This is a genomic window from Sphingobacterium thalpophilum, assembly GCF_038396785.1.
GTDB lineage: Bacteria > Bacteroidota > Bacteroidia > Sphingobacteriales > Sphingobacteriaceae > Sphingobacterium > Sphingobacterium thalpophilum_A.
The window spans coordinates 4,028,589-4,051,900 of sequence record NZ_CP151087.1 but is presented as its reverse complement, the minus strand read 5'-3'; the positions used below and the strand labels follow the sequence as shown (position 1 = coordinate 4,051,900).

Annotated in this window: 18 protein-coding genes; 9 read left to right on the top strand and 9 right to left on the bottom strand. The window is 40.1% G+C overall.

The window, feature by feature from the left end:
* Positions 1 to 13: 13 nt before the first annotated feature.
* Complete coding sequence (locus AACH28_RS17940) at positions 14 to 454, bottom strand: MarR family winged helix-turn-helix transcriptional regulator (RefSeq protein WP_075995002.1); 441 nt, start codon at positions 452 to 454, stop codon at positions 14 to 16.
* A gap of 276 nt (positions 455 to 730) precedes the next feature.
* On the opposite strand from AACH28_RS17940, the gene AACH28_RS17935 reads away from it, so the two are divergent.
* Entirely contained in the window at positions 731 to 1,693 is a 963-nt protein-coding gene (locus AACH28_RS17935) for an isopenicillin N synthase family oxygenase (protein WP_088163168.1), read from the top strand.
* A 101-nt stretch (positions 1,694 to 1,794) separates the two neighbouring features.
* Here the strand turns inward: AACH28_RS17935 and AACH28_RS17930 are convergent, their stop codons facing one another.
* The 4 genes from AACH28_RS17930 to AACH28_RS17915 form a co-directional block, all read right to left on the bottom strand.
* The gene (locus AACH28_RS17930; RefSeq protein WP_341831143.1) at positions 1,795 to 2,550 is read right to left on the bottom strand and encodes a porin family protein; all 756 of its coding nucleotides are present in this window, start codon (positions 2,548 to 2,550) and stop codon (positions 1,795 to 1,797) included.
* Between the two features lie 5 nt (positions 2,551 to 2,555).
* Positions 2,556 to 3,032 carry a PCMD domain-containing protein gene (locus tag AACH28_RS17925; protein WP_341831142.1) on the bottom strand — a complete coding sequence of 159 codons (477 nt, stop codon included), beginning with the start codon at positions 3,030 to 3,032 and terminating at the stop codon, positions 2,556 to 2,558.
* Between the two features lie 35 nt (positions 3,033 to 3,067).
* Positions 3,068 to 3,430, bottom strand: a complete 363-nt coding sequence (locus AACH28_RS17920; RefSeq protein ID WP_075994431.1) for an MmcQ/YjbR family DNA-binding protein — start codon at positions 3,428 to 3,430, stop codon at positions 3,068 to 3,070.
* 510 nt (positions 3,431 to 3,940) lie between these two features.
* Positions 3,941 to 4,495 (bottom strand): thioredoxin family protein, encoded by a 555-nt coding sequence (locus AACH28_RS17915; protein WP_145329043.1) that lies wholly within the window; start codon positions 4,493 to 4,495, stop codon positions 3,941 to 3,943.
* 227 nt (positions 4,496 to 4,722) lie between these two features.
* Here AACH28_RS17915 and AACH28_RS17910 point away from each other — a divergent pair, with 227 nt between their 5' ends.
* From AACH28_RS17910 to dnaK, 3 genes are all read left to right on the top strand, one after another.
* Entirely contained in the window at positions 4,723 to 7,410 is a 2,688-nt protein-coding gene (locus AACH28_RS17910; protein ID WP_341831141.1) for a TonB-dependent receptor, read from the top strand.
* A complete protein-coding gene (locus tag AACH28_RS17905; protein ID WP_145329039.1) occupies positions 7,403 to 8,287 on the top strand; it encodes a GLPGLI family protein in 885 nt (294 codons plus the stop codon). Before AACH28_RS17910 ends, AACH28_RS17905 begins: the two co-directional genes overlap by 8 nt.
* A gap of 131 nt (positions 8,288 to 8,418) precedes the next feature.
* Entirely contained in the window at positions 8,419 to 10,323 is a 1,905-nt protein-coding gene (gene dnaK, locus AACH28_RS17900) for a molecular chaperone DnaK (RefSeq protein ID WP_075994436.1), read from the top strand.
* Positions 10,324 to 10,435: 112 nt separating this feature from the next.
* Here the strand turns inward: dnaK and AACH28_RS17895 are convergent, their stop codons facing one another.
* The 3 genes from AACH28_RS17895 to AACH28_RS17885 form a co-directional block, all read right to left on the bottom strand.
* Positions 10,436 to 11,119 carry a TIGR02117 family protein gene (locus AACH28_RS17895; protein WP_088163176.1) on the bottom strand — a complete coding sequence of 228 codons (684 nt, stop codon included), beginning with the start codon at positions 11,117 to 11,119 and terminating at the stop codon, positions 10,436 to 10,438.
* Positions 11,120 to 11,218: 99 nt separating this feature from the next.
* The gene (locus AACH28_RS17890) at positions 11,219 to 12,130 is read right to left on the bottom strand and encodes a sugar phosphate nucleotidyltransferase (RefSeq protein WP_088163177.1); all 912 of its coding nucleotides are present in this window, start codon (positions 12,128 to 12,130) and stop codon (positions 11,219 to 11,221) included.
* Positions 12,131 to 12,264: 134 nt separating this feature from the next.
* Positions 12,265 to 13,806 (bottom strand): helicase HerA-like domain-containing protein, encoded by a 1,542-nt coding sequence (locus tag AACH28_RS17885; RefSeq protein ID WP_341831140.1) that lies wholly within the window; start codon positions 13,804 to 13,806, stop codon positions 12,265 to 12,267.
* A 167-nt stretch (positions 13,807 to 13,973) separates the two neighbouring features.
* Between AACH28_RS17885 and AACH28_RS17880 the strand changes: the two genes are divergently transcribed.
* From AACH28_RS17880 to AACH28_RS17860, 5 genes are all read left to right on the top strand, one after another.
* Positions 13,974 to 14,309, top strand: a complete 336-nt coding sequence (locus tag AACH28_RS17880; protein ID WP_232475633.1) for a hypothetical protein — start codon at positions 13,974 to 13,976, stop codon at positions 14,307 to 14,309.
* A 240-nt stretch (positions 14,310 to 14,549) separates the two neighbouring features.
* Complete coding sequence (locus AACH28_RS17875; RefSeq protein WP_145329051.1) at positions 14,550 to 16,094, top strand: SulP family inorganic anion transporter; 1,545 nt, start codon at positions 14,550 to 14,552, stop codon at positions 16,092 to 16,094.
* 207 nt (positions 16,095 to 16,301) lie between these two features.
* Positions 16,302 to 16,949, top strand: a complete 648-nt coding sequence (locus AACH28_RS17870) for a carbonic anhydrase (RefSeq protein WP_075994442.1) — start codon at positions 16,302 to 16,304, stop codon at positions 16,947 to 16,949.
* Positions 16,950 to 17,127: 178 nt separating this feature from the next.
* Entirely contained in the window at positions 17,128 to 18,798 is a 1,671-nt protein-coding gene (locus AACH28_RS17865; RefSeq protein ID WP_183043963.1) for a glutamine--tRNA ligase/YqeY domain fusion protein, read from the top strand.
* Between the two features lie 459 nt (positions 18,799 to 19,257).
* On the top strand, positions 19,258 to 19,923 hold the full coding sequence (locus AACH28_RS17860; protein WP_088163182.1) for an OmpW family protein: 666 nt from the start codon (positions 19,258 to 19,260) through the stop codon (positions 19,921 to 19,923).
* Between the two features lie 146 nt (positions 19,924 to 20,069).
* Here AACH28_RS17860 and AACH28_RS17855 read toward each other — a convergent pair whose 3' ends face one another.
* On the bottom strand, positions 20,070 to 23,099 hold the full coding sequence (locus AACH28_RS17855; RefSeq protein WP_145329033.1) for a DUF2723 domain-containing protein: 3,030 nt from the start codon (positions 23,097 to 23,099) through the stop codon (positions 20,070 to 20,072).
* Between the last annotated feature and the right edge of the window lie 213 nt (positions 23,100 to 23,312).

Below are 23,312 nucleotides of genomic sequence, written 5' to 3'. Positions count from 1 at the left end.
TTTGGTTTAACTTCTAAACGATTACTTCTTCCTTGTAACTGGTTGCAAGCTCATTGAGTTTCGCTAAAGAAGCAATCAATTGATCACGTTCATTTTCTGAAAAATTATCCGCTAAGTATTGATTGAAATTACGCACCACATCCTTGGCAATTCTTCTTTTCTCCCGACCCAATTCAGTCAAGTATACTTTTACTGACCTCTTGTCGGTCTCACTCGTCTCACGGTATATAAATCCCAATGACTCCAAATTATTCAACACCCGAGACAAACTAGTTGTTTTAACTCCTGTCAAATTTGCAATCTGAGAAACAGGTGTACCCTCTTTATGAATGTTAATCAAAATATAACCTGCGGCCTGGGTAAAACCGTACTGCGAAGCAATTTGATTATATTTATTGGCAATTGTCTGCCAACCTGTTTTTAAAAAATAGTCGATTGTCTGATTTTGGTTCATAAGCGTACTCACAAGCTATTTATTATGCTTGCATAACAAATATACCAGTTAGTAATCAGAATAACAAGATCCAAAATATAAATTTTGTCATATATTCGTCAGCATGACTGCGCTTCATATTTCTTAGCTGAATTTGCCAATAATAGAAAATGTGGAAAACTTTTAAGCACTGAAATACAACTAAATAAAACAAAACATAAAACTTTTATTAACATCCCCTGTTTAATAATCAAAATTAATTCCGTTAACTTTGTCCTGAACAAACATCAACACCGTATGGCTTTAGTAAACATACCTCGCTTGGACTTGCTACATTATACTCAAGGAACCCAAGAACAACGAAATCAATTCATCCAAGATATTGGCAAGGCTTTTAACGAAACGGGCTTTGTAACGATTGCAAATCATGGCTTATCAAAAGAGCTGATTGAAGAATTATATCAGGTAGTGCCTGAGTTTTTTGGTTTGCCGACCGAGACGAAGGAAAAATATGAATTTCCAGAACTTGCAGGTCAACGTGGCTATACAGCAAAAGGAAGAGAAAAAGCGAAAGATGCGAAGACTCCTGATTTAAAGGAATTTTGGCAACGCGGTCAAACGATCGTTGGTGAAGAATACTCCAAAGCAGATTTTCCGGACAATCCTGAAGTGGCTGAAATACCTCGCTTTAATGGTGTGACAGCGGAGGTCTATAAAAAATTAGAAGATACAGGCCGGGACTTATTAAAAGCGATTGCTACCTACCTTGATCTGGAAGAAGATTACTTTGAAAAATATGTTATCAATGGTAATTCTATTCTACGTGCAATACACTACTTTCCAATCAGCGATCCTGATGCCTTATCTCCAGATGCCGTACGTGCAGGCGCTCACGAAGATATCAACCTTATCACCTTATTGATTGGGGCTAGTGCGGATGGACTTGAAGTATTGACAAAAGACGGAGAATGGTTCCCTATCAAAGCCAAAGGTGAAGATATCGTCATCAATGTGGGTGATATGTTGCAACGGTTAACAAACAATAAGTTGAAATCTACTACGCATCGCGTAGTAAACCCGCCACGTGAAAAAATGGGCACTTCCCGTTTTTCTATCCCATTCTTTTTACATCCAAAATCCGCCATGAGTTTGGCTTCATTAGATTCCTGCATCGATGCAGAACACCCGAAAGTCTACGAAGATTATACCGCTGGTCAATACCTGGATGAACGCTTAAGAGAAATCGGATTAAAAATGTAAAACTCCGCATCATTTAAATTGGTTTAAATGAGCAGAACAGCATATAAAAAAGAAATGGCCGATCCTAGAATCGGCCATTTCTTTTTTATATGCTATGAAAGCTATTTCAATTTATAACCTATACCGACATTCATAAAGATATTATGCAATCCAAAACTAATACTTTCAAATCCGGTTTTCATAATATTATTGAAGCCATAATCCAACTGTGCCAACGCAAAAAATCTTTTGTCAATAGCATAATGGGCTCCCAAACTCATTCCAACATCAATACTCCTAACACTTTCCGAGAAATCATAATCAGCATTATCCACAACAATCTTATTTCCAGTAGGTTCTTCATGTCTAAGATAGCCATTGTAAGCCTCGCCATAGAATTCCTTTTTTACCGCAAAAGAAATATAAGGTCCTGCCTGCACATTCCAACGATTTGAAAGCTGATAAGTCGCTTGAATCGGCACAGACAGATACAGATTATGCACTTTGGTTGTAATATCACCCGTATAATAACCTCTCAGCTCCTCTTTTGCAGCATTCACAGCATTGAATGTCGTCTTGTATCCTTTAACAGTCGCTTTCGTATCCATTCCCTTTCCTTCGAAGACGAGACCCAAAGATACTCCCCATTTGGGATCAATACGATAGTTTGCCCTTGCTCCGACAAAAAAGGGAACATTCGGATTATAGCTTTTAATTTTTCGGATTTCACGTGGCAGTGAAAGCGGTGCGGCTCCGCCGATCTTACCGCCAACCATCACATCAAAACCTAATTTACTTTCACCCGATGTATTTTCCTGCGCATTTGCAACAGACCCTATCAAAACCATCGCAGCCACTGCGATTGTATATTTTATCATTTTCATTATTTCTTCGTTACAATTTTGAGATCATCCACCGTTAACTTACTACCGACAGCACCAATAAAATTATCACCATATTTACTCGAAGACATCACAATAGCAATGCTATAATCCAAATTGGCAACGTCAGCATCATTTACTTTCGCCGTGTACTTAAATGGCAATGTAAACTTGACAAAACCATTGGTCGCTGTTGCGCCACCATTTTCCAGCCTGGCTATAGCCACTATACTTGGATCTTTCAAAATATTATGTCCAGTCAAATAGGAAACTTTCTTCTTCGGATCAGGCTCCGAATCCATCAGCTGCTTGCGATTATAAAAAACCGCATAGATATCACAGGAATCTTTGGTATTGACCGGCTTCATATTTTCGTCCGTCACCGTCGCGCCAGGACTATATTTATAATAACCTTCCAAAACCAACGGTATCTGATTGAAAGGAAGACCAAACTGCGTTGCCGAAAGTGGATCTGTCAATACAGGTCCCGTAATTCTTTACACGTAAACCACACTTAGCGTCCACTTATTTCTTGTCTAATCTTCACAGGCAGGCTTTCGACAATAAGTTGATAGCTATGCAAAATTAACTCTTCAAGCTTTCTATCATCAAGTTCCCGATTAGCAATAATGGTATTCCAATGCTTTTTATTCATATGATACCCCGGAAGCACTGTGTGTTCATGCCTTTCACGCAGTTCAATTGCCCACTCCGGATTACACTTCACATTAAACCGCAGCTCATCAACCTGATCCAGTCCCACCAATAAAAAAATCTTGCCACCAACCTTAAATACCAGTGTATCCGGACCAAATGGCGTCTCCTCCATAACTGGCCCAATAGACAAACAGTATTCTCTCAGATCTTCAATGTTCATATTTTTTTGTTTTAGTTATCCTTTAAGTTAATCTGAATGCCCTTCATAAAATGGACAATAATCCATATAAAGCTAACAAAAACAGCGGATCGTTTTACTTAAAATCTTTTAATCTTTAGCAAAGGCGATATTAAACCTATTGGCAATAAAGCGATATGGATACAGAGAAAAACAAATGCGGAATAAACTGGAATTAGACAATGAAAAGCATAGGACAACTTCGGTATTTATAGGAATTATCGACGGATATGAAGCGGTACTCATTCGGAGCTTCTTCGCTTGTAACCGAAGAAGCTCCGAATGAGTACCGAAGAAGCACCGAACAAGCAGCGTTAAAAGGCAGAATATATTATACTGAAATAGGCTTACATATACCGAGTTAAAAGCGGATTGTTACAGCGAATTCTTCCACTTTTTCAAACCATGCTCAGGAAAGACCAGGTCTACTCCTGAGATGATTATCCGGTTAAACTTAAAAATTGTCAGTCTATTATAAAGATGTATTTTTTCTTATTTTTCTAGCAAGGCCTGGATTTCCTTTTGGATTTCGGTTCCTTTATCGGCATTGTACCACTTTTGAATCTCCTCTTTGATTTCGGAGAAATCTGCCCCTTGCGCCTTCATCTTCAAAAACAGCTCCTGGCAAGCTTGAGGTCTTGGACCCCAGACAGCCAAATCCTGCCCCTGTCCATTACGTATCACTAGAATTGGAATAGATTTACCGCCGTTGGTTAAATAAGAATCGATCAGAAACGGAGCGCTGTCACGCAATTGGATATCCACCCTGATATTGGGATTTTTTGAGGCCATCTTCGCCAACATAGGCACCGAATGCGCTGCATCCCCGCACCAAGGTTCAGTAATAATGATCCATTGTTGCTTTTCAGTAATTGACTCCACAAATTGTTCAAAAGTCGACGTTGGTTCAAAGCGTTTTAACCAACGGCCCATTCTTGTCCAGTTCATTTTTGTGTACTGATAATATTCATCATCTTGATAGGCAGGGTGATTCTCAGGATGATTTAAGATATCTTCGAATTGTTGTAAGTAATTTTCAAACGTCATAATACCAATTTTGTGCAAAGGTAAATTTTACTTCTAACTTTCTCAAAAAACCTTCCGCCAACAATCTGTATTGAATGCAATAAAAAAAATGATGCTCAAAAAGCACATGTAGAGCAAGAAAAAATGTGATTTCCTCTGCCTTATATACCAAAGATTTTACATTCAGAAGAGATGTTTTACATTTATTAACGATTAAGTAAATTATCTTTGAAAGATACAACCCGTACATGAAAAGATTAGTTCAATTAATACTTTTACTATTTATCGTCATCAACAGTGCTTACTCCCAAATAAACATCAAGGGGAGGATTCTAGACAAGGCGGATGACAAGCCCCTGACCAATGCTTCCATTATTTTACTGAACCGCGATTCAGTCCTCCGTTATTTTAACCGAGCCAATGAAGAAGGAAAATTCCAGGTCAAAAATATCAAACCCGGGAGCTACATTATTTTGGCCACTTACCCTAAATTTGAACTATATAGTGATACGATCCAAATTGCAGACAAAGATCTCGACCTGCATGATATCAAAATAAATTCCCAAAGAAATGTGTTGCAGGAGGTGATTGTCACCCGACGTCTTCCAATTACACTGAAAGGCGACACCATCGAATATGATGCGGCGAGTTTTGCAACAGAAAAAAATGCGAAGCTAGAGGATTTACTACGTCGTCTACCCGGTTTCACGGTTACCGGAGATGGAAGTATCACGGCTCAAGGAAAATCTGTACAGAAAGTGTTTATCGATGGGGAAGAATTTTTTGGCTATGATCCTAAAATAGCCATTCGAAATGTACGGGCAGATGCCGTTGACAAGGTGCAGCTCTATGAGAAAAAATCGGAGGAAGCTGAGCTGTCAGGCATCGATGATGGCGTAAGAATTCAGACAGTTAATGTTGTACTCAAAGAGAAAGCAAGAAAGGGTGTCTTTGGAAACATGGAAGCATTGGCTGGATCAAAAGAATTGTATGCGGGAAATCTCTTTGCGGCGAAATTTAATAAGACTGAGCGGATTGGCATCACCGCGAGTCACAACAACATGGGCAGTTCAAGCGGCCGTGAAGGCTCTCTACGCATGAACAACCAAATTACGGGCGAACCTCTGAACACAAACCTTGGTGCCAATTATGAAAATCAGTTCTTCAAAAAAGCCCTAAAAGTCAATGCCAACTATGGTTACGACAACAACAGCAACAGGAATCACTCGGAGACTTACAATAAGAATGTACTGCCAGACGAGTCCATTCAGGAAAAAAACAGCAAAAACGATAATGAAAGGCATAGTCGAAGCAATGGTTTAAGGTCAAACCTTAACATGCGACTGGATTCCACGCAAACTATGGACCTGCAATCCAATGCCAATTGGGCCACCAACGCTAATCTAACCTATACAGACAGCAAAACGGGCGACGGATCAGGTAATCCGATCAGCGACTTTAGAGAGAACAATCAATCGAACTCTTCAAGCTCTAACAATAATTTTCGGTTAAATTATAGAAAACGGTTAAAAGCGGGTCGTTCCGTCAACCTAATGGTCGGGAATAACCACAAAGAGTCAAATTCAGACAGCAAAGTCTATTCGCGAACCTATTTCTACAAAACAGGAGACAGCACAATTATTGATCAAGATCGGCACGGACGGACTAGCGGAAATGACTTCAACTCGTCAATTAACTTCAATAACCGAATCAGTGACTATATCAATCTAGCTTTAGGTTATAGCTTCAATCATTCGAAGAATACAAATACCCAAAATTCGATAGACAATATTACCCAAAAGTTTGATTCGCTGTATTCTCAAAACCAGATCGACAATAACACCAATCAGGGCGTTAATGTGAATTTTTCCTATCGTAGGGAAAAGTTGGAGATCAATTTTTCCAACCGTACGTTCTATAAGAATCAGAAGTTAAATGATAGTTATAGGTCAATCGATCTCGCCCGGAATTTTTGGGACAACAATTTAAATGTTGATGCGAATTATCGCCTTTCAAATAGCAAAAATATACGTTTAGCTTATCAAAGTTCGAATATCATTCCATCGTTTGATCAGTTACAACCGCTGCAACCTCAGACCAACCCTTTGTTTCAACAAGTTGGTAATCCTGACCTAAAACGTGCGGTGAACAATAATATTTCGGCCAACTATAATGCTTTCAGTTTATTGAAAGGAACCAACATCAATATCAACGGAAACTTATCTTTCGTAAATAATCCGATTGTCAACAAAACAACCATACTGGACAACTCTGCCCAGATCAGTACTTATGAAAATCTATCCGGCAAATCCAACTGGAATGGTGGTCTGAATATCAACCATATGCAGCCTTTGGCCAATCGACGTATCAATTTTAACAAAAGTGCAAATGTTAGATTTAACAACAGCTATAGCTACACCAAATTTGAAGGCGGACAATCCGGTGGCGAGTTTCTGCTGAACAATGCAAAGAATACCAACTTTAGCCTAGGTTCAAGCTTAAATGAACAAGATTCAGAAGGGTTCGATTTCGACCTTTCTGCAAACGCCGGCTTCAATATCCAACAAAACTCGATCAACACACAATACAACGCAACAAGTTTTCAAGGTGGGACCTCGGCCTATGTCAAATACTTTCTACCAAAGAAGTTTAATGTCATGGCCAACCTTTTCTATAGCTACACAGGACCTACAAAACTCTATAAGAAATCAATCAATCAATTTTATACCAATATCGAATTGGAGAAAAAAGTACTGAAAGATGAGAGCATGACACTCAGCGTAAAGGCCTTTGACCTTTTCAACACCTTTAACAACACACGCCGTAATGCGAGTGACACCAACTATTCCGAATCTGTTCAACAGGTATTGACGCAGTATTTTTTGGTCGGTGTAAAATGGGATTTCAACAAATATCTAGGGAAAGGAAATGATTAAAAAAATATATTTAACACTAATCATCTGCTGCTTGTATGGTTTATCCCTTCAGGCACAATACGCCTATTTTGGAAGTAGGGGTACCATCAGTTTTGACAAAGTTACCTACACAAAAGCACGCATACGGCAGATGTCCAACGACATGAACTCGAAAGGAATGGACAGGGGTATGGGAATGATGGAATATCTCGACAAGCTACCGGATTCACATACAGAAAAATTAAACTTCTACTTTGATGAGAATTCTACCCTGTTGATGCCCGAGGAAAGCGAGGGTACCGAAAAGCAACGTGCTGAAGTAAAAATGGCTGCACCTACGATAAGTTCGGCAAATGGCAGAAGGGGCAGATCTCAGGGTGCGGCCCGAAGCGGAGGAAACCAAAGGGGGCAGTTTAGAGCTGGCGCCAACAAGAATGGCAAGGTCCTCTACCAGGATCTGAAAGCTGGTACAGCAGACATCCAGCTTGATATCGACGAAAAATACATTCTTTCGGAAACATTGGACAGCATCACTTGGCGTTTCACCGAAGAGTTCCGCAATATTGCTGGTGTAAATTGCCGTAGAGTCAACGGTGCCACCAAAGACTCACTTTATCTGATTGCCTACTATTCGGAAGAAATCCCCGTATCGGCCGGACCAGCCTTGAGCCATGGCCTCCCGGGAATGATATTGGGTCTTGTCATCCCAGAAATGCACATTCAATATTGGGCTACCAATATCGCCTATACCAATAAACTTATTCCTTCTGACTGGCGGGATAAGAAATCAAAAAAAATGAAACTTGCCGAATTTTCGGAAATCTTTGGCAGATATATGCCACGCAATCGCCAAAACGAGTCAGCAAAAAAAAGGATATTAGAGCAACTGGTGTATTGAAAATGTCAGTTTGGCAGTACCTAAAGACAAATTGATGACAAATAGTGTTTTTTTTACAAAACTTTTGGATTGGCATAAGGGTTGATAATAGACTGATAGAATTTATTAAGTAAAAAATTAAAACACAAGATATGTCTAAAATTATAGGAATTGACTTAGGTACTACAAACTCATGTGTTGCCGTAATGGAAGGTAACGAGCCTGTAGTAATTACGAACAACGAAGGTAAACGTACAACTCCTTCGATCGTAGCTTTCGTAGAAGGTGGCGAGCGCAAAGTTGGGGACCCAGCAAAGCGTCAAGCAATTACTAACCCGCATAAAACTATTTATTCCATCAAACGTTTTATGGGACTTTCATACGATGAAGCTGTGAAAGAAGCTGAACACGTACCTTATAAAATCGTTAAAGGTGACAACAATACACCTCGTGTAGAAATTGATGACCGCAAATATACACCACAAGAGATCTCTGCCATGATTCTTCAAAAAATGAAGAAAACAGCTGAGGATTTCTTAGGTCAAGAAGTAACTGAAGCTGTTATTACAGTTCCTGCATATTTCAACGACGCACAACGTCAAGCAACAAAAGAAGCTGGTGAAATCGCTGGTTTATCTGTAAAACGTATCATCAACGAACCTACAGCTGCAGCTTTAGCTTACGGTTTAGACAAAGCACACAAAGACATGAAAATTGTTGTGTTTGACTGTGGTGGTGGTACACATGACGTTTCGGTATTAGAATTAGGTGACGGAGTATTTGAAGTTAAATCTACTGACGGTGATACACACTTAGGTGGTGATGACTTTGATAACGTAATCATCAACTGGTTGAACGAAGAATTCAAAAGTGAAAACAATGGCTTTGACTTGAAAAAAGACCCAATGGCATTGCAACGTTTGAAAGAAGCAGCTGAGAAAGCGAAAATTGAATTATCAAGCGCAACTTCTACTGAAATCAACTTGCCATATATCACTGCTGATGCAACTGGTCCAAAACACTTAGTTCGTTCATTATCGCGCGCTAAATTTGAAGCTTTGGCTGCTGACTTGATCAAGAGAACAATTGCTCCTTGTGAGTCTGCATTGAAAAATGCTGGTTTCAGCAAATCTGATATTGATGAAATTATCTTAGTAGGTGGTTCTACTCGTATTCCTGCAATCGTTGATGCTGTAAAAGCATTCTTCGGAAAAGAGCCTTCTAAAGGTGTAAACCCAGATGAAGTTGTAGCTTTAGGTGCTGCTATCCAAGGTGGTGTATTGACAGGTGAAGTAAAAGACGTTTTATTATTGGATGTTACTCCACTTTCATTAGGTATTGAGACAATGGGTGGTGTGATGACTAAATTGATCGAAGCAAATACAACAATTCCAACTAAAAAATCGGAAACATTCTCTACTGCTTCAGACAATCAGCCATCTGTAGAAATTCACATCTTACAAGGTGAACGTCCTATGGCAAACCAAAACCGTACAATCGGCCGTTTCCATTTGAATGACATTCCACCAGCTCCTCGTGGCGTTCCTCAAATCGAAGTTACTTTTGATATTGATGCGAATGGTATCATCAAAGTATCTGCAAAAGATAAAGCTACTGGAAAAGAACAAAATATCCGTATCGAAGCATCTTCAGGTTTGTCTGACGACGAAATCAAACGCATGAAAGAAGAAGCTGAAGCAAATGCTGATGCTGACAAAAAAATGAAAGAAGAAGCTGACAAAGTAAATGCAGCTGACGCTTTAATCTTCTCAACTGAAAAACAATTGAAAGAATATGGCGATAAAATTTCAGCAGATAAAAAAGCGCCAATTGAAGCTGGCTTAACAAAATTAAAAGCTGCTTACGAAGCGAAAAACTTTGCTGATATCGACGCTGCTTCTGAAGAATTGCAAAATGCTTGGAATGCTGCCTCTGAAGAAATGTATGCTGCTTCTCAAGGTGGTGCACAACAACCTCAAGGTGATGCAGGTCAAGCTCAAGGTGGAAACCAAGGTGGTGATGATGTAACTGACGTCGATTACGAAGAAGTGAAGTAATCACTCCTCCTCATAAAAAAAGCTCCGGGATTAATCACTGGAGCTTTTTTTATGTCTATCATTTTCACTATCTCACTTCACATTCAACGAGATCCTACTTATGGATTTCCAGCTACTTCTTATTTTTATAGTGACTTAATATTCCTTTGTCCAATGTCGCCCATATACCTGCTGGCATAGCTGCCTTCTTTAAGGCATTATTTGTCCAGGTATTGCAGGAATAAAACATGCTATAGGCTCCCTTTGCTTCATAAAAAGCGTCTGAGTCACCATACTGTGCATCTGTTTTCACCAAAATAGTTTCCGCTTGATTTCGATCCAACGAATCTTCTATATATTTTATCAGATCCCGATATTGGGATCTACTGATCTGATAAGCAAAACATAACTCATCCTGCTGAACCGAATTGTAATAGGTCACATGCATGGCAGACTCCCCCAATCCAAAGGCAGCAACAAAGGCCGTCGATGCTTTTAAATCCTTCCATTCTGGTGTGTCCAAATAGAATCCTTTATCACCCCAACCGATACCTACATACCGATATCCGCTATGTTTCCCAACTGTATTCCCATAGGGAAATAGTTGCGACCAATCCATCTCTTCGTTAACGACAGGCAATACAATATCGGTATGAATGCCATTGGACTGAACAAAAACCTGAATCGTCTTCTCTTCGTCTATATTCTTCGTTGGAGCCGAAATTCTTGACAGGCTGTATTCAGCAACAATATAGAGCACACAAAAAGACAACAATCCTAAAATAATATAACCAAACACTTTAAGAATTTTTTTCATCTAAGATCTATTTCCGCTCAATTAATCTAGCGCACAGGTCAAAAAAAAACCTGTATTGCTTGACAATACAGGTGAAAGATAAGCTATTTCTTTTAGCTCTTAAAATAACTTTTCAGGATATATTCCATCAGCTACTAATTTCGAAATCGATTCTTGTACGATAGGTTTATCTTCTTTATAAGTTACGCCAAACCATTTCGAAGAAGTTGGGATCACTTTAAAATCAGCCAACTTATGTTTCACCATATAATCCGGTACGGAAGGAATGAAAAATTCTGCTTTTAAATTCTCCTTATTTTCCTCAACAAATGCAGGGAACATCGCCTGCGCCACTTCGAAAATCTTTGGTGTAAAGCCCCAAAAGTTCATCGAAACGCGGGTTTTTGGATCTAGGTCTGTTTCAACACCATTTTCTTCATAAACGATTTTGCGATCGTCACCTTCACCTTTGTAGTATATATTTGTACGTTCAGTTACACTTTCCATATGTCCAGAAGGGGTAACCTCACATACTCCGCGTGAAACATAACCATAATCAGACATGGTATTTCCAACCTGGAAGCCCATCAATGACATTTGCTCATCAGAGACTTCGGTTGTTAAGAATTCGGCCATTTTTTGAAAAGAATCCGAACCATAGAAATCGTCTGCATTGATTACACAAAAAGGTTCATGCACTTTATCCTTAGCGCTCATCACCGCATGGGCAGTACCCCAAGGTTTAGTTCTTTCGATAACGTGGTTAACGCCAAATTTCGTTAGGTCAAAATCTTGAAAAGCGTAATCTACTTCTATTTTACCTTTCAATTTTTCATCAAAAACTTCTTTCATTTTATCTAGGAACTCCTCCCTGATAATGAAGACAACTTTTCCAAATCCTGCGCAAATGGCATCGTAAATTGAATAGTCAATAATTGTCTCGCCGTGTGGGCCAAAACTGTCGACTTGTTTTAAAGAACCATACCGGCTAGCCATTCCTGCTGCCAAAATCAAAAGGGTTGGTTTACTCATATTTAAATTGCGTTAATAGAATTTTCTTTTCGTCCGCAAACTTAGCTAAATTTGCCCTTAAAAGCAAATTTAGCTAAGTTCAGCTCCACCTTCAAAGGTATAGTATTGAAACGAAAAGAATCAAAAAATTATTGTTATTTCTTTTTTAAAAATGCGTTTAATAAACCCGTCGCTAATTTGCCCAACAACTTAACTCCTTCCCGTGCTAGCGTCGTTGTCGCAGTTCGTTGTGCAGCCTCCAAAGGCGTCTGTCTTTTGGAAGAAGGCCGACTTGCCTTCTCTGCTTCTTTTTCCTGTGCCGCACGTTGTTGTTCCTGCTCAGCGGCCTGCATTCTTTCATCTATGATTTCAGCTGCAGAACGATTTTCCTGTCGCTCCTGGTATTTAGCTTTCAAATCAGACTGATTGATAATCTGGTTGATTGTTGCATCAGCTGCAGGCCCCATCACGGCACGTGCTGGTACCAAATGCGTAGCAACAACCTCTGTCGGAATACCTTTGTCGTTCAATACGGTAATCAATGCCTGTCCCGTCCCCAAAGCGGTCAAAACCTGATCAATTTCATAAAAATCAGATTTTGGATACGTTTTGACTGTCTTCTTTAAGTTTTCAGCATCGTTGGGTGTAAAGGCACGCAATGCATGCTGCACCCGATTTCCCAATTGCGCCAATACAGACTCCGGTACATCGGTTGGAGACTGTGTACAGAAGAAAACACCTATCCCCTTCGAACGGATAAGACGAATAATCTGATCCACCTGTGTCAAAAAGGCTTTAGGAGCTCCGTTGAACAGCAGATGGGCTTCATCAAAGAAAAAGACCAGCTTCGGTTTATCCAGGTCGCCAACTTCGGGCATATTTTTAAACAATTGTGCCAATAAACTCAATAAGAATGTAGAATACAGTACAGGTTGATCTTGCACATCGGAAATATTCAACAGGCTAATCACGCCTTTCCCATCTACTTTTTGAAACAAATCGTTGATGTCAAACTCTTTCTCGCCAAAGATATGAGCCAAACCTTGCTGCTCCAAAGCGACGATCTTACGCAGGATAGTTCCCGAGCTGGCGGAACTAATCTTACCATAATCGCTTTTGATTTCTTCGCTACCAGGTCCTTCTGAAAGGTAGCTTAGCAGTTTTTTGGTATCTGAAAAATCGATCAATGGCATTTGATGATCTTGCGCATATTTAAACATTGCGGCCAATACCCCTGTTTGTGTTTCATTGAGTTCCAGGATCCGGCCCAGCAAGACAGGTCCGAAATCTTCTACGGTAATCCGCATAGGAATCCCCTTATTGCCAGAAAGTGAATACAGTTCAACGGGAAATGACGACGGCTCAAACGGCACGCCCACGGCGTTTCCCCGATCAATAAGGGCCTGATTGGTGACACCTGGTTCTGCTAAGCCTGATAAATCGCCCTTGACATCCAGCATAAATACAGGTACAGAGGCATCCGACAACTGTTCGGCGATTAATTGTAGCGTACGCGTTTTACCGGTTCCGGTGGCCCCGGCAATAAGTCCGTGACGGTTCATCATTTTCAAGGCTAGATTCACTTTTGCCTCAGCCAAAATTTCACCATTGAGCATTCCCGCTCCCAGATAGATAAATGCTCCCTTGGGATTATAGGAGGCCTGGACCTTCTCAATAAATTGTTCTTTATTTGCCATACGAAAGGCTTAATATTTATAAATCAAAGAAAATTGAAAACTTTTCAAAAAATAATCTCTTCGTCACAATTTCGTGCCAAATTTTATTTTTAGTGCACTATTAATTTGAATTTAACATAGAATTACTATTTTTACGATGTAAACAGTAAGATTAAAGGTAATAAAAAATGTTAAATAAGCGGTTTAGATTTGTGGCAGCATTCCTTTGTGCTATCATCTTTTTCACAAAGATGGCCATCTCTATTTCGCCTATTTTTTCCAACAGCTTAGATCAAAGCACCATCTTACAGGTCGTTTTACAACTGGAAATCGAAAACAATAACGGTGCAAGTAACGACACACTTGAAACCGCCTCAAAATTTTTCAATACAAAAACAGAAGAACCTATTGTATTTGAAACCATTATCGTTGAGAACCAAGGAAAACAGAAGAATTATCTTAAAAATGAGAAAAGCATTTTAGCTTTCCATCCTACGGTTCCAACACCGCCTCCTAACTGTTAATAAAGGCATCCCTCGGGGATGTACTTCCATCGACCCGCATGCAAAAGATAAAGCATGTGCGGTATCCTTGATTTTTCTGAAGTAATCGATCTGCTTTAGTTCGGTTGAATCTTATCGTTGAGCTTTCTCAGCAAGACACGTTGTCAATGTTATTGAAGGTCAGATGATATAACGATACACAGCTACAGCTCACTAAAGGTTGCCTGATGAAAACTTTATTTATAGATGAACACAAATTTTATGTTTGGAACTCGTACGTCGGCTTTTCTGAAACTATCGAAAAGAGACTTAAAATATGACTTCCCTGCTAGTGTTGTGGTGTTTTTGGTGGCACTTCCATTATGTTTGGGAATTGCAATGGCCTCTGGTGCGCCATTGTTTGCAGGATTATTGACTGGTGTAATTGGTGGAATCGTTGTCGCTTCAATCAGTAAATCACCACTCAGTGTAAGTGGGCCAGCTGCTGGTCTTACCGTTATTGTCTTAGGTGCTATTCAAAGCCTGGGCGCATATGAAACCTTTCTACTTGCCGTCGTGATCGCTGGTGTAGTACAGGTCATTCTTGGTATATTAAAAGCCGGGATGATCGGCAATTATTTCCCTTCAGCGGTCATTGTAGGTATGCTTGCCGCGATCGGCATCACAATTATCATGAAGCAGATTCCTTTGGCATTGGGCTTAGTGGAAACACATGCCTTCGAAATGGACAATGGACATGGTATTGGCGCCTATTTTGATACGATCGCCTCCGCGATCAACTTCGGTGCATTGATCATCTGTGCACTATCATTGGCAATCCTCATCTTCTGGCCATCTATTCCAAAGCTTAATAAGGTTCCGGCCCCATTGGTTGTCGTGATTCTGGGCGTAAGCTTAGCTTATTTTTTCAACGGCTCAGCGCTTCAATTGTATGATAAACAATTTGTTTTGGTCCCTATTGTCGGTTCTTTTGCTGAATTCACAGGATTATTTACCCTACCGGACTTCACACAGATTGTCAACAAAGATGTATGGATAGCTGCATTTACGATTGCAATTATTGCAAGCCTAGAAACCTTATTGAGCATCGAGGCGGTCGATAAAATAGACCCTTACAAAAGAAACACGCCAACCAACCGTGAACTCGTTGCACAAGGAATCGGTAATATGACCAGTGGACTTCTAGGCGGTCTACCCTTAACATCCGTTATCGTACGCTCATCAGCAAACGTCAATGCAGGTGGAAAAACGAGACAGTCTGCTATCATGCATGGTATGTGGCTATTGGTCGCTATGCTTGCTATCCCAACAATGCTGAATATGATTCCTTTGGCCTGCCTAGCGGCTATCCTTCTCCATACAGGGTATAAATTGGCTAAACCAAGTCTATTCACCTCAATGTACAAAAAAGGCTTAGATCAATTTATTCCATTTTTTGTCACCATTGTAGCGATCGTGTTTACCGACCTTCTTATGGGTGTAGGAATAGGCATTGTCGTGGCGACATTCTATATTTTGAGAGCAAATATGAAAAATGCTTTCAAATATAATATTGAAAAAGACAATGAAGAAGATAAGGCTGTCATTACATTAGCGGAGGAGGTATCCTTTTTGAACAAGGTTCCGATCCAACAGAAATTATACAGTTTACCAAAATCGATCAGTAAGATCCGCATCGATGGAACATTCAGTAAATTTATAGACAAGGATGTCATCGAAGTCATAAAAGATTTTGAGCAGAACGCGAGAAGTAAGGGAAAAGACATCGAGCTTTTGCAGGTTGTCTATAAAAAACCCTCCTCATAAGGGAAAGGCTTTCGACGTATCGCGTAAGCCATTACCTTCCATCGTTCTACCAGCACCGTTGGTTGAAACAAGATGAAGGATTATTGAACATCAAGAACAGATTTCAATAAAAAATAAGTTGTTTGAAGTAAACAATGAATTTAGACATTTGTATTATTATAATAAAATCGAAACGATGCCTTTGGGCAAGAGTGAAATAAGAAGAATATGGAAAATAAAGATTTAAAAATAGGATTTGACAATATCATAAAAGGAAATAAAGAGTGGATGGAATTCGTAAAGAATGACGCTACGGGACGCTTCCAACAACTTGCTAAAGGTCAAAATCCGGAAATTCTTTGGATCGGTTGTGCAGATAGCCGTGTGCCCGCAAATGAATTGACCGGTACAAAGCCGGGGGAGGTTTTCGTTCACCGTAATATTGCCAACATGGTCATTCACTCGGATATGAGTATGCTTTCCGTATTAGACTATGCCGTGAATGTGCTGAAAGTAAAACATGTGATTATCGCTGGTCACTATGGCTGCGGTGGTGTTGCGGCATCTTTAAGCCGTAAGCAGTATGGTATTATCGACAACTGGTTGGGCCATATCAAGGATGTCTATCGCTTACATAGTGCAGAGATCGATGCGATCCAGGAACATGATAAAAAAGTAAATCGCTTAATCGAGCTCAACGTACAAGAACAGGTTTTCAATCTTTGTGCGACGTCGATTATCCAAAACGCATGGAAAGAGCGTAATGATCTTGCGGTACATGGAATGATTATCAATATCGGCACGGGAGAATTGATCGATCAACACTGTACCTTTACCAATAATGATGAGCTAGGTGAAGTCTTCGCTTATAAATAGAGTAGTAACAAAAATCGGTAAAAAGGGACGAAATTTCGTCCCTTTTTTATTTGATATCCCAACGTTATTAAGTCTCTCCATTCCAACAGATACAGCTGCAATATTCAACCGCTCATGCTAAGCCGAATATCTACGATCTCCTAGCTAATATTTCACGGCGAATAATTAACTTTGTATTATGAGTGAAGAAAAATCATTAAATTTTATCGAGGAAATTGTCGAAGAGGATCTTCGTACAGGGAAGCATGGCGGACGTGTATTGACACGTTTTCCTCCTGAGCCAAATGGTTACCTCCACATTGGTCACGCCAAATCCATCTGCTTGAATTTTGGATTAGCACAGCAGTATAATGGCAAGACTAATCTACGTTTTGATGACACTAACCCTGTCACTGAGGACACTGAGTATGTTGAAAGTATCAAGAAAGATATTCAATGGCTTGGATTCCAGTGGGCAGAGGAATTATATACTTCAGATTATTTCGAGACACTATATAGTTATGCCGTTGATCTAATTAAAAAAGGTCTAGCTTATGTCGACGACAGTACTGCTGAAGAAATTGCAGCAGCAAAAGGTACCCCAACAGAACCGGGTGTTCCAACGCCCTATCGCGATAGGTCTATTGAGGAAAATCTAACCTTATTCGCGGCTATGCGTGCCGGTAAATACCAAGATGGTGAAAAAGTGCTACGCGCAAAGATTGATTTAGCTAGCCCGAATATGCATTTGCGTGATCCTTTGTTATACCGCATCAAACATGCACATCACCACAGAACAGGGAATCAATGGTGTATCTACCCGATGTATGATTTTGCGCATGGACAATCAGATTCCATTGAGAAAATTACACATTCGATCTGTACGCTGGAATTTATTCCACACCGTCCACTTTATGATTGGTGTATTGATAAATTGGAGATTTTCCCTTCCAAACAATACGAATTTGCACGTTTGAATATGACTTATACCGTCATGAGTAAACGTAAATTGCTACAATTGGTCAATGATAAGTTTGTTGAAAGCTGGGACGACCCGCGTATGCCTACGATCTCAGGATTGCGCAGAAGAGGGTATACACCTGCGAGTATCCGCAACTTCTGTGAAAAAATCGGTGTTCAAAAACGTGAAAACATGATCGATGTCAGTCTTTTGGAATTTTGTATCCGTGAGGATCTCAACAAAACGGCATGGCGCAGAATGGCTGTTCTTGATCCAATCAAATTGGTGATCACAAACTATCCTGATGGTCAGGTAGAGGATCTTCTTGGCGAGAACAATCCAGAAGTCGAAGGTGGTGAAGGTTCACGCTCCATTCCATTTTCAAAGGAGCTCTGGATAGAGCGCGATGATTTTATGGAAGATGCACCAAAAAAATTCTTCCGTTTAGGCCCTGGACTTTCTGTACGTTTGAAACATGCTTACATCGTCACCTGTCATGATTTTGTGAAAGATGAAAATGGCCATGTAACGGAAGTTCATTGTACGTATGTTCCAAACTCAAAATCGGGAGAAGACACTTCGGGATTAAAAGTAAAAGGAACAATCCACTGGATCTCGGTTCCACATGCAAAAGAAGCTGAAGTGAGATTGTACGACAGATTGTTCAATGATGAAAATCCTGCTGCAGCAGAAGATTTTAAAGCATCGATCAATCCTGAAAGCCTACATATTATTGAACGTGCTTACATTGAACCGGATCTTGCAAATGCAACCCCGGGGAAAGGATATCAATTTATACGATTGGGATATTTTACCTTAGATACACATTCAACTCCAGCTCATTTAGTCTTTAACCGTACGGTTACATTAAAAGACTCTTGGGGTAAAGAAGTAAAGAAAAACGCGTAAAACCGTAACCCATAAAAGAAGAGGTTGGAAGTGATTCCAACCTCTTCTTTTTATAGTATATTCCTATCCCAAATATTCTCCAACATGCTGGATTTATATCCCCATTAATCTGGCTAAACTACAGCTCTGTCAACCTCTTGGAACATCAGCTCTCATAGATAAAGCTTCCCAAAGAATCCACTCCTGCTCGAAAATGACCACCTTTTATCAGGTTAGCTCGTTCTCAATCCAGATAACTGCTTGAAAACTGCCTGCCCGTTTACTTTCTTCGAACTGAAAAACTACAACAGCCGATTTATGCCCTCCCGTACTTCTCTTTTTTTTACAGCAGTAATTTATAAAGGTACATCATCTGCAATAAGAAAAACATCGTATAATTCATTTTTCAACCTGATTATCGTCACTCTTTTGCCGTGATTTTAGCAATAGTTTTACAGCAAACAAAATACCCTTAATGATATGAAAAAGCTACTTTTAATTGCACTGACACTCACCCTAGGCGCACTAAGTTTACAGGCACAAACAATCCCTAATCAACGCTGGCAAATGAGACTCAGAGGTGTGACAGTCATGCCAAACGAATCGGCCAATATTAATACCATAGGCGGAGACGTCGACATCAATACGAAATTTATCCCTGAACTGGACTTCACCTATTTCTTCACAAAAAACATTGCTGCGGAATTGATCCTTGGGACTACAAAACATAAAGTTAATACAACCGGTTCAAATTTAACTGCCATTGGTGGTAGTTCATCCAGCAATGTCGATCTTGGCAGTGTATGGCTCCTTCCTCCGACACTGACAGCTCAGTATCATTTCTTCCCCGATGGTGCCATTAAACCTTATGTAGGTGCAGGAATAAATTATACCATATTCTATAGCGTCAACGCGGGACAAACGGTAAAAAATGTAAAATACGATAATGCTTTCGGTTTTGCGACTCAGCTGGGAATTGATTTTAAGCTATCTGAAAAATATTTCGTGAATTTGGATGCGAAGTACATTCTTTTAAAAACCGATGTCAATGTTGATGCATCAAATCTTGCACCTAACTTATCCATACCGGCAAAAGTTGACATCAATCCCTTCCTGCTCGGCTTTGGAGTCGGCATGAAATTCTAATCATTTGGCTCATTCCCTATCCTATATGTATCGAGGCCTCTTCCAATATTTTAGAAGAGGCCTCATCTGGTTTTTTCACCTCAAGCATAGCAGTCAATTTGCCGTTTAGGCAGACTGCGTAAATTTGGTTCAGTGTGTCATCAACATTATTCTACTCCGTACCAATTTTGATATTGCTGTCTCAAGCGCTCAACACGTGCCAATCGCTTGGTATCTTTTGCTTCCAATAAAATAGCCTGGTACCGGTCTACAGAATCCAAACCGGTCTGAATATCATTCCACTCGAAGCTCAGGTTTTTCTTATCCGTCACCAACTGATGTAGATACTCCATATTTTCAGCCACATAATCAAGGTTTCGGTCCATCATCCTGTTGGCTAGCTGCGGTTGTCCCGAACGATATAGACTATCGATAATATCGGCATAATTGATGGCATCTGACATCGCATATACGCGATCGGGTAATTGATCGTATGCTTTTTTCGCTACTTCCCCAGCTTGTTTGACCTGACCATTGGCCAAGAGTATCCGGGCGGCTTTTCCAAATATATCACGGGCGTACATACTTGTAAAGCGAAACGAATCGGTATCCAAATACTGTGCATTTTTAACATTGCCCCACTGATACGTATGCATAATATTGTTATATAATGCTTCCATATTAACTAGCCCGGCCTGCTCATTTCGTTTTCCTGTCGACTGATCTGTAGCAGCAACAGGCATCAATCGGGAAGTAAAGCCCTCATTGACCAGGTATTTATCCAGACCCAATTTAATGTCACTTGGCAACATGTTCGAAAAATATATCGGTCTGTCCCAATGGTTATTTTCAAGCACCGATAACAGGGTTAAATCCGCCCTGGTCAGATGATCATTCGGAATTTCCCATTCCATTGCAGAAACAATAGCATCCTGAAAATAAGCCGGAACCGCATTTTTCTTAACCACCTCCTCTTTATCAACGCGCAATTGGACTTTCTTGGAAGGGAAATAGTTTTCCATATCACCTGAATTCAGCTGAACTTTATACTCCGGATCATCCGATGTGACAAACTGCAATAATTGCTGTATATCCACCGCATTATCAAGCTGTCTATCCACAAAAGGGATATAATCACGAACGCCTTTTTTTGTCTTTTCAGCTGGGATCGTCACGGGAAGACCTGCCGCTTGATACGTCGGCTGCTTCGCCTGCTGCATATACCAATCGCCAGTCAGATAACTTAATACCACAACCCGAACATCCGGGCGTACTCCTTCCACTTCTTGCAAATACCATACAGGAAATGTATCATGATCTCCATAGGTAAATAGAATAGCATTTGGAGCGCAGGATTCTAAATAATTACGTGCCATATCCCTTGCCAGCGATTTTTCAGAACGATTATGATCATCCCAATTTTGATGGGCCAAAATAATGGGACCGCCCAATAAAGCGAAAGAAATACCTGTCGCTAACGCATACCGTGTTTGTACAAAACGATTGAGAAACCGAACAAATGCTATTGCTCCCAGTCCGATCCAGATCGCAAACGCATAAAAAGATCCTACGTAAGCATAATCTCGTTCCCGAGGTTGCATAGGAGTTTGGTTAAGATAAACAACGATCGCTATTCCCGTAAACACAAACAGTAAGGTCAAGACCAAGGTATAAGGTTTATTGTTTCGATACAACCAGATCGCTCCGGCTATTCCCAGTAGCAATGGAAGGAAAAAATAGGTATTCCGGCTCGGGTCATGCTCCTGTGATTGGGATATTTTATCTTGCCCTCCCAAACGCCAATTATCCAATGGTTTAATCCCCGACAACCAGTTGCCGTCACTATAGGTCCCATACCCCTGCCTGTCATTCTGTCTACCGACAAAATTCCACAAGAAATATCGGGTGTACATATCACCCAGTTGAAAATTAAAAAAGAACTTAAAATTATCCGAGAACTGTGGCTGCTGCCCCTCCTTCAAATTGAGGTAACTCCTATAATAAGCCTGATGGGCTCCATCTTGACTATATATGCGGGGAAAGAAAGTTTCCTTATCAAACTTATACTTATCGACCTGACTAAAAGGAATATACCCTGATTCATCTTTGCGATAACCGGTTTTACTCTCTACACCAACGACTTGTGAATCATAATTGGGCCCTTTGAGTAAAGGTTCCCGGATATATTGCTCCCGGCTCAGATAACCCAAAAAAGAAAACACATTGTCCGGCGCATTATTGTTTAACGACGGATTGGCTTTTCCACGGATTAAAACCATAGTATAGGAGCTATAACCAAATAGAATAAAACAAAAGACCAGTAACCCGGTATGCAGTGTGTATTGCCGCTTTTTATAAGAATAATATAGCCCATAAATGAGGAAGCACCCCAACAGCAGACAAAAGAAGAAGATACCTGAGCCAAAGGCTAAACCTAATGAATTTACAAATAAGAGGTCTACCTTAGCTGCGAGAACGACCAACCATTGAATAATTCCCCACAAAACAGCCCCCAAGATCAGCACTCCTACCAAGAAAGCTTTTATTGTACCTTTCGCATTAACCTGTCCTGCTCTTCTGAAATAGACAACCATCGCTATAGCCGGAATTGCCAACAGATTTAATAGGTGCACTCCGATCGAAAGGCCCATAACAAAAGCAATAAAAACCAGCCAACGATCGCTACCTTCCTCATCTGCACGGACTTCCCACTTTAAAATTGCCCAAAAAACAATCGCAGTACACAATGAAGACATCGCATATACCTCGGATTCAACAGCCGAATACCAAAATGAATCACTGAAGCAGAAAGCCATTGCACCAACTAAGCCCGCAGCAAAAATTTGGAAATAATTCGATAATTGAACTTTCTCTTGCCTGTTGAGTATCTTTTTGGCAATTGCTGTTATTGTCCAGAATAAAAATGTAACAGTAAGCCCACTGCAGATTGCGGATCCAATATTCATCCAATAGGCGATTTTACCTGCATTACCCAAAGCCAGGTTGGAAAATATATTCTGAATAAGAAGAAATAATGGTGCTCCCGGTTGGTGTGCCACTTCCAGCTTGTAGGCACAGGCAATAAATTCACCACAATCCCACCAGCTTACCGTCTTTTCAACGGTGGAGATATATACACATGTAGCAATTAGTCCGCAAGCAAAGCCGAGTAGAGAATTTAATCTAGTGTACGTCATAAGGTCAATTTGGTCTATTGTTAAAATCTTTTTTAGCACTTTAAGTTAAAAAGTTATCCTGACTCCAATAAGTTAATTAACACTATTTAACACAAGTATCTGACTATAAACAGGCTATTAAACCCTAAATATAGCGATCGACCTAAACCACACGATCAAAATTCTGGACATATTTTAGGCTTTCACAACGAATACTACCATAAAAAAAGGGAG

Coding starts and splice junctions, on each gene's coding strand:
- AACH28_RS17940 (WP_075995002.1), bottom strand. CDS start 454: ATGAACCAAAATCAGACAATCGACTATTTTTTAAAAACAGGTTGGCAG.
- AACH28_RS17870 (WP_075994442.1), top strand. CDS start 16,302: ATGGAAAATAAAGATTTAAAAATAGGATTTGACAATATCATAAAAGGA.
- AACH28_RS17880 (WP_232475633.1), top strand. CDS start 13,974: ATGTTAAATAAGCGGTTTAGATTTGTGGCAGCATTCCTTTGTGCTATC.
- AACH28_RS17860 (WP_088163182.1), top strand. CDS start 19,258: ATGAAAAAGCTACTTTTAATTGCACTGACACTCACCCTAGGCGCACTA.
- AACH28_RS17855 (WP_145329033.1), bottom strand. CDS start 23,099: ATGACGTACACTAGATTAAATTCTCTACTCGGCTTTGCTTGCGGACTA.
- AACH28_RS17865 (WP_183043963.1), top strand. CDS start 17,128: ATGAGTGAAGAAAAATCATTAAATTTTATCGAGGAAATTGTCGAAGAG.
- AACH28_RS17930 (WP_341831143.1), bottom strand. CDS start 2,550: ATGATAAAATATACAATCGCAGTGGCTGCGATGGTTTTGATAGGGTCT.
- AACH28_RS17915 (WP_145329043.1), bottom strand. CDS start 4,495: ATGACGTTTGAAAATTACTTACAACAATTCGAAGATATCTTAAATCAT.
- AACH28_RS17910 (WP_341831141.1), top strand. CDS start 4,723: ATGAAAAGATTAGTTCAATTAATACTTTTACTATTTATCGTCATCAAC.
- dnaK (WP_075994436.1), top strand. CDS start 8,419: ATGTCTAAAATTATAGGAATTGACTTAGGTACTACAAACTCATGTGTT.
- AACH28_RS17875 (WP_145329051.1), top strand. CDS start 14,550: ATGTTTGGAACTCGTACGTCGGCTTTTCTGAAACTATCGAAAAGAGAC.
- AACH28_RS17890 (WP_088163177.1), bottom strand. CDS start 12,130: ATGAGTAAACCAACCCTTTTGATTTTGGCAGCAGGAATGGCTAGCCGG.
- AACH28_RS17895 (WP_088163176.1), bottom strand. CDS start 11,119: ATGAAAAAAATTCTTAAAGTGTTTGGTTATATTATTTTAGGATTGTTG.
- AACH28_RS17920 (WP_075994431.1), bottom strand. CDS start 3,430: ATGAACATTGAAGATCTGAGAGAATACTGTTTGTCTATTGGGCCAGTT.
- AACH28_RS17905 (WP_145329039.1), top strand. CDS start 7,403: ATGATTAAAAAAATATATTTAACACTAATCATCTGCTGCTTGTATGGT.
- AACH28_RS17885 (WP_341831140.1), bottom strand. CDS start 13,806: ATGGCAAATAAAGAACAATTTATTGAGAAGGTCCAGGCCTCCTATAAT.
- AACH28_RS17935 (WP_088163168.1), top strand. CDS start 731: ATGGCTTTAGTAAACATACCTCGCTTGGACTTGCTACATTATACTCAA.